Consider the following 6,080-nt stretch of genomic DNA (forward strand, 5'->3'; position numbering starts at 1 on the left):
GGGCTCAGCAGCCAGAAGACGATCAGGCCGATTGGCAGGATCCACGGTGGGTGGACCAGGGCGTCGAGGGGACGGCCAGCCAGGTGGAGGACGACCAGCGCGGCGGATACCCCCAGTGCTGCCGGAAGGCTGTCCCGCAGGCATAGCTGAGGGGTGCGGTGCGGCGTCCGACCAGATCAGTGGCCGTCTGGACCGGGTCGCCTATCGCAACTTCGGGGCGCTCGCCGCTGTCCTGACAGTGTGCCCTGGCGGTGGCGATGGCGTCGTGTACCTGTCGTTCGTCGGCGCCGCGAAAGCGCATCTCGGTGGCCAGGTGCTTGGTCCAGTCCAGGGTCTCGAAGTCAGTGTGCCAGGCGTTTGTGGTCATCTCTTCTCCTCGTCGGATGGGGTCGGGCAGATGAAGTCGTGGGTGAGGCGGCTGAATCGGCTCCAGCGGGCCGACTCCTGCGCCAGGTAGGTCTGGCCGTCGGGGGTGAGCCGGAAGTACTTGCGGCCGGGGCCGCGGGAGCCGATCTGCCACTTGGTCTCGACGCGGCCCGCCTCCTCCAGCCGGGCGAGCAGCGGGTAGAGGGTGCCGCCCTTGACGGTGCCCAGCCCGATCTCCTCCAGCCGGGTGGCGATCGCGTAGCCATAGGTGGGGCCCTCGTCGAGGATGCGCAGCACACTGAGCTCCAGCACCCCGCGGAGCCATTCGGTGGGCCATCCCTCGTCCATGCTCTAGATGGTACGCCGATCTAGTCAGGCGCGCTACCTAAAGTTCGCGACGGTGCACGTCGGGCTGCCCGGGGCGCGCGCTGCAACACGTGCACGGAGGAGTGTGACGTGCGCAGTGACCCACGACCTGACAGTGGGGTCCCGGGCGGGTCGGTGAATCGGTGAGGGGCTGCGCCTGATGGGGCGGGTGCAGCCGGTCCGACGAAAGTCGTAACCGGATTTCCCGCGCGCGCCCGACGCGCCGCCGACCCCGCAGGGACAAGGATGAACACATGACATCAGCACCCCTGGCGCGGATCGCCGGCAAGCTCCCCGGCGTGGGCTGGGCCGCGATCGTCGCGACCCTCTACAGCCTGCTCACCCTGGCCGCGAGCATGTGGAGCGCGGGCTATCCCGAGGGGCGCTCCCTTGGCTGGGTGCTGCAGCACTGCGCCGTCGCCCTGGTGCTGCTGGTCGCCTTCCTGGCGTTGGTGCGCTGGCCGGTGGTGGCCTTCATCGTCATGACGGTGGCCCTCTACCAGCTGCGGCTGCTGCCCGACTACTGGGGCTATGGCGCCGAGCTGATCCTGATCCCGGCCGGCTACCACCTGGGGCGACGGGCATCGACGCGAACCGCGGTGCTGCTCGCCATCGGTGCGACGTTGCTCGGTGTGGGGTCGAGTGCCATCCAGTACCGGCACCAGCTGACGACTCTGGACGGCTACGTCGAGGGTGCCCCCATGCCCGCCGAGATGCGCTACACCGCGGCGATGCTGCTGGGCTTCCTCACCAACACCGTGAACCAACTGCTGCTGCCCGTGCTGGGCGGTCTGATCGTGCGCAAGCAGGTGGCGCAGGCGGAGCGGATCGAGCGGCAGGCGGCCGACGAGCGCACCGCAGCCGCCGCGGCCACCGTCGCCGCCCTGCGGGCGGACCGGGAGCGCATGGCCCGGGAACTGCATGACCTGGCCGCGCACCATTCCACCGCCGCGGTGATCAACGCCAAGGCGGCGCGCAAGCTCGGTGCCAGCGACCCGGCACAGCTGCCGCAACTGATCGACGAGGTGGTCACCGAGACCCAGGCCGCGCAGGAGAGCCTGCGCCAGATGGTGCGGGTGTTGCACGACCCCGACGATGCCGTGCCCTTCCAGCCCCAGCCCACTCTGGCCGAGATTCCCGCCGCGGTGGAGCATGCCCGACGCCTGAATCCCGACGTCGTCCTGGAGATGGACGTGCCCAGCCAGAGCAGGGTCAGCGAGTCCACCGCGCTGGCGGTCTGGCGGATCGTGCAGGAATCGCTGACCAATGCCCACCGCTACGCCCCGGGCGCCCCGGTCACCGTCCGGGTCGAGGTGGACGACGACCTGCTGGTGACCGAGGTGGTCAACGGTCGCAGCTCCCGGTTGGTGGACGACGCGGGTCTTGGCATGGGGCAGGGAATCGCCGGCATGCGGCAGCGCGCCGATCTGCTGGGCGGCTTTCTGGAGGCCGGTCCGCACGGCCGTGGCTGGCGGGTACTGGCGGAGCTGCCCCTGCAGCCCGACGTCCCGGGGGCTCCAGAGGTGGACGAATGATCCGGGTGCTGGTGGCCGACGACCAGCCGGTGGTGCGCCGTGGGCTGGCGCTCTTCCTGACCGACGAGCCGGACCTGGAGGTGGTGGGGCAGGCCGCCAGCGGGCCGGAGGCGGTGCGGCTGGCCATCGAGCGGGACGTCGATGTGGTGCTGATGGATGTCCGGATGCCCGGCGGCGACGGGATCACCGCCACCCGGGAGCTGACGGCGCGAGCCGATTCGCCGGCCGTCGTCGTGGTCACCACCTTCGACCTGGACGAGTACCTGTTCGGTGCCGTCGAGGCCGGAGCCAGCGGGTTCATCCTCAAGGACTGTGATCCCGACGAGCTGGTGGCGGTGGTGCGGGCGGCGGCCGGGGGAGAGGCGATGGTCTCACCGCGGATGACTCGACGGGTGCTGGACGAGTTCGCCCGTCGTCGCCCCGGCCCCAGCGTCGAGCCGAACCTGCTGAGTGCACGGGAGACCGAGATCGTCCAGGCGCTGTGCGACGGCTTGAGCAATGCCGAGCTGGCCGAGCGCTGCTGCATCGAGGTGAGCACCGTGAAGACCCATCTGGGCCGGATCTGCACCCGGCTGGGGCTGCGCGATCGGGTGCAGTTGGTGGTCTGGGCCTATCGGCACGGCTTCGGGGGATGAGGCATCGCCGCGACGATGCTCGCGGGCGCTTGCCACAGGCGAGGGAACATCGCCACCGGTGTCAGTGCGCCCGACTATGCTGCGGTTCATACATTCTTAGGGGAGACGATGGACCTCAATCGGTTGGGCAACCTGGCCATGATCTGGGTGGTCATCATGGTGGTCTTCAGCCCCAGCTTCCGCAAGGAGTACCCGGAGCTGGTGGAGCTGACCGTGATCGGGTTGGTCATGTTCACGCCCCTGATCCTCTTCCTCGGCTACTTCTTCCTGCCCGGCTTCATCGAGGTCCTGTTCTGGGACTCCTGACTTCACATCGCCACGCCAGGCCCCTCTCCGAAGAGCGACGCGAGCTCCGGGTGCCCGGCCTGGTAACCGTCCAGCAGTTGCGCCCCCAGCCGAGGCGAATCCACCAGGGGATGGGTGCTGAAGCCCTCCCAGGCGGCACCCCGATCCCCGGTCAGGGCGGCGGTGGCGATGCAGCGTTCCGCCGAGCGCACCCGGGCCATCAGGCCCAGCTGCCCCAAGCTCGGGGCGGAGACCGGCAGGGGATGAGCGCCGGTCGCATCAGCGACGCAGGGCACTTCCAGCACCACGTCGGCCGGTAGCCCCTCGGCCACCAGCCCCTGATCCGCGCAGTCATTGGCCACATTGAGGATCATTCGCTCCGGCCGACCCGTGGCGATGGCCGTCATCAGCCGCAGCGCCACCTCCTGGTAACCGCCGCCGGCAATGTCATCCTCTCGGCGTTCCTCGTCGCGGGATTCGGCCATGTAGGTGGCCTCGCGCTCTTGCAGGGCGTCGCGCCAGGTCTTCAGCGGCGACGAGCAGCAGGACGCCTCGCGGTAGAAGTCGCCCTGTTGGGCCACCAGGAATTCGCCGCGGGTCTGGGCCGCGGCGGTGATCCGGCGGATCGCCTCATCGGTGTGCAGGTAGTAGTAGAGATACTCATTGGGCAGGGTGCCGTCCTGACGCACCCAGTCGAGCCCCAACAGCCGGGCCTCCTCGATCTGTTCCAACAGGGCGTCGTCGGCCAGCAGGTCACCGAGCCGGTCCACCCCGTCGACGGCCAGGCCGCGCAACCAGCCCAGATGGTTGAGGCCCAGGTAGTCGTAGGAGATCTGGTCCTGCGGCAGGTCCAGGGTGCGCGCCACCCGCTTGACCAGGCCGATCGGGGTGTCACAGATGCCGATCACCCGGTTACCCAGCACCCGGCGCATCGACTCGGTGACGATCCCGGCCGGGTTGGTGAAGTTGATCACCCAAGAATTCGGCGCCTGCTGGGCGATGATCCGGGCGATCCGGTCCATCTCCGGGATGGTGCGCAGGGCATAGGCCAGTCCGCCGGGCCCGACGGTCTCCTGCCCGATCAACCCCAGGTTGAGCGCCACCCGCTCGTCCACGGTGCGGGCGTGGGTGCCGCCCACCCGGATGGCACAGAAGATGAAGTCGGCGCCGGTGACGGCGTCCTCCAGTGAATCGGTGCCGCGCACCGCGGTGCGATTGTCGGGGATGGTCCGGGCCAGCCCGGTGATCACGTCGGTCATCACCCGTAGCCGCTGCGGGTCGACGTCGTGGAGCACCACCTCGTCGACCGTCAGGCCGGTGGCCCGTCTGGCCACCGCCTCGTAGACCAGGGGAGTGCGGAACCCGCCGCCGCCCAGAATGCTGAGCCTCATCTCTACCTCCGTCGCCAACCCACGGCCGCTGACCAGCCACTGGGTCTAGATTGGCACTCAAACACGCAGGGTCAACCCGGGAACGGTGAGGCAATGAACAGCCACGGCCTGAACAGCACGGCCGCCATCCATGCTGCAGAAACCGCGCCAGGGGCCGCGCGGCACTGGGATCCGTTGGCGAGCCAGCGCACCCCCGACGACCCGCCGTTGGACGTGATTCTCTCCGGCACGGTCTTCTACGACTTGATCTTCACCGGGCTGGAGCGAATGCCGCGGCCGGGCGAGGAGATCTGGACGCAGGGGATGGGGTCCTGCCCGGGCGGGATCGCCAACCTGGCCGTCGCATCGGCACGGCTGGGAATGCGTACCGGTCTGGTGGCCGGTTTCGGTGACGACGCCTATGCTGCCTGGTTGTGGCACACCCTGGCCGACCAGGAACACATCGACCTGTCCGCCTCCACCCGGTTCAGCAATTTCCACACCGCGATCACGGTCTCGGTCTCGGTCGAGGGCGACCGCGCCATGATCACCCACGGACACGACCTGCCCAGTGGTCTGGTGCAACCCATCCTGGCCGCCCCGGCCGCCCGCGCCGCGGTGCTGGATCTGGCCGGCGACGCCGCCTGGTGCGCGACGCTGGCCGCCCGCGGCACCAAGATCTTTGCCGACATCGGTTTCGACGAGACGGGCACATGGGATCCGGCGGATCTGGCGCCGCTGACCAGCTGCCACGCCTTCACCCCGAATGCCGTCGAGGCGATGCACTACACCCGCACCGACTCCCCGGATCGGGCCGTGCGCGCCCTGGCCGGGCTGGTGCCGCTGGCGATCGTCACCGACGGGGTCAGCGGCAGCTACGCCATCGACCAGTCCACGGGCGAGGAGGCCTACTGCCCGGCCGTGCCGGTCACGGCCACCGACCCCACCGGTGCCGGTGACGTCTTCGCCGCCGCCTCTGTCCTCGGCGTGCTGGCCGGCTGGCCGCTGGAACACCGGCTGCGCTTCGCGTCGCTGTGCTCCGCATTGGCGGTGCAGCAGTTCGGCGGCTCCCTCGCGGCTCCCGGCTGGGGTGACCTGGCGGACTGGTGGCACAACGTGACCAGTCGCGCTGATGAGGGGGACTTGCGCTCGGCCTATGTCCGCGACCAGTACCGCTTCTTGGGCGACATCATCCCCAACTGCCCGGTGCAGGGTGTTCGCCGCGCCCAGGCCACCTTCGCCATCTCCTCCGACGCCGGAGACCACTGAGCTGGCCCGTTGTGGGCGGGAAAGACCACAGCGCTCAAGACGTGTTGCTCAAGTTGGCAACCTTTTGGGGATTTGAACGAGTAGAAACGATTTCTGTGTCAGCCTGGCTGCCAACTTGGGCGGTACTAGGTGTTGGTGGCAGGGACGTTCATGACACTCGGGTGATGGGAGCCTTCCCGTTGAGGGCGCTGTGGCCTCGTTCAGTGTTGTAGAAGGTGAGCCAGTCGGCAAGGGCGTCGCGGCGGGCTTGGTTG

The 6,080-nt window shown here is 69.0% G+C and carries 8 protein-coding genes; 4 read left to right on the forward strand and 4 right to left on the reverse strand.

Annotated features, from left to right (window positions below):
- Positions 1-22: 22 nt before the first annotated feature.
- On the reverse strand, positions 23-367 hold the full coding sequence (locus AAEX57_RS09350) for a hypothetical protein (protein ID WP_342092069.1): 345 nt from the start codon (positions 365-367) through the stop codon (positions 23-25).
- Positions 364-714: a PadR family transcriptional regulator gene (locus AAEX57_RS09355; RefSeq protein WP_342092070.1), complete on the reverse strand. Its 351-nt coding sequence runs from the start codon at positions 712-714 to the stop codon at positions 364-366. The genes AAEX57_RS09350 and AAEX57_RS09355 overlap by 4 nt, the downstream gene beginning before the upstream one ends.
- A 272-nt stretch (positions 715-986) precedes the next feature.
- Here AAEX57_RS09355 and AAEX57_RS09360 point away from each other — a divergent pair, with 272 nt between their 5' ends.
- The 3 genes from AAEX57_RS09360 (at position 987) to AAEX57_RS09370 (ending at position 3,208) form a co-directional block, all read left to right on the forward strand.
- The gene (locus AAEX57_RS09360) at positions 987-2,267 is read left to right on the forward strand and encodes a sensor histidine kinase (RefSeq protein WP_342092071.1); all 1,281 of its coding nucleotides are present in this window, start codon (positions 987-989) and stop codon (positions 2,265-2,267) included.
- Positions 2,264-2,902 carry a response regulator transcription factor gene (locus AAEX57_RS09365; protein WP_342092072.1) on the forward strand — a complete coding sequence of 213 codons (639 nt, stop codon included), beginning with the start codon at positions 2,264-2,266 and terminating at the stop codon, positions 2,900-2,902. Before AAEX57_RS09360 ends, AAEX57_RS09365 begins: the two co-directional genes overlap by 4 nt.
- A 108-nt stretch (positions 2,903-3,010) precedes the next feature.
- On the forward strand, positions 3,011-3,208 hold the full coding sequence (locus AAEX57_RS09370; RefSeq protein WP_342092073.1) for a hypothetical protein: 198 nt from the start codon (positions 3,011-3,013) through the stop codon (positions 3,206-3,208).
- A gap of 2 nt (positions 3,209-3,210) precedes the next feature.
- Here the strand turns inward: AAEX57_RS09370 and AAEX57_RS09375 are convergent, their stop codons facing one another.
- Positions 3,211-4,578 (reverse strand): family 4 glycosyl hydrolase, encoded by a 1,368-nt coding sequence (locus AAEX57_RS09375; RefSeq protein WP_342092074.1) that lies wholly within the window; start codon positions 4,576-4,578, stop codon positions 3,211-3,213.
- Between the two features lie 93 nt (positions 4,579-4,671).
- On the opposite strand from AAEX57_RS09375, the gene AAEX57_RS09380 reads away from it, so the two are divergent.
- A complete protein-coding gene (locus AAEX57_RS09380) occupies positions 4,672-5,826 on the forward strand; it encodes a carbohydrate kinase family protein (protein WP_342092075.1) in 1,155 nt (384 codons plus the stop codon).
- Positions 5,827-5,974: 148 nt separating this feature from the next.
- Here AAEX57_RS09380 and AAEX57_RS09385 read toward each other — a convergent pair.
- Positions 5,975-6,080: integrase core domain-containing protein (locus AAEX57_RS09385; RefSeq protein WP_342092079.1), on the reverse strand; the 106-nt coding region annotated here is incomplete at its 5' end.

The sequence above is a fragment of the Luteococcus sp. H91 genome (assembly GCF_038433135.1).
Classification (GTDB): domain Bacteria; phylum Actinomycetota; class Actinomycetes; order Propionibacteriales; family Propionibacteriaceae; genus Luteococcus.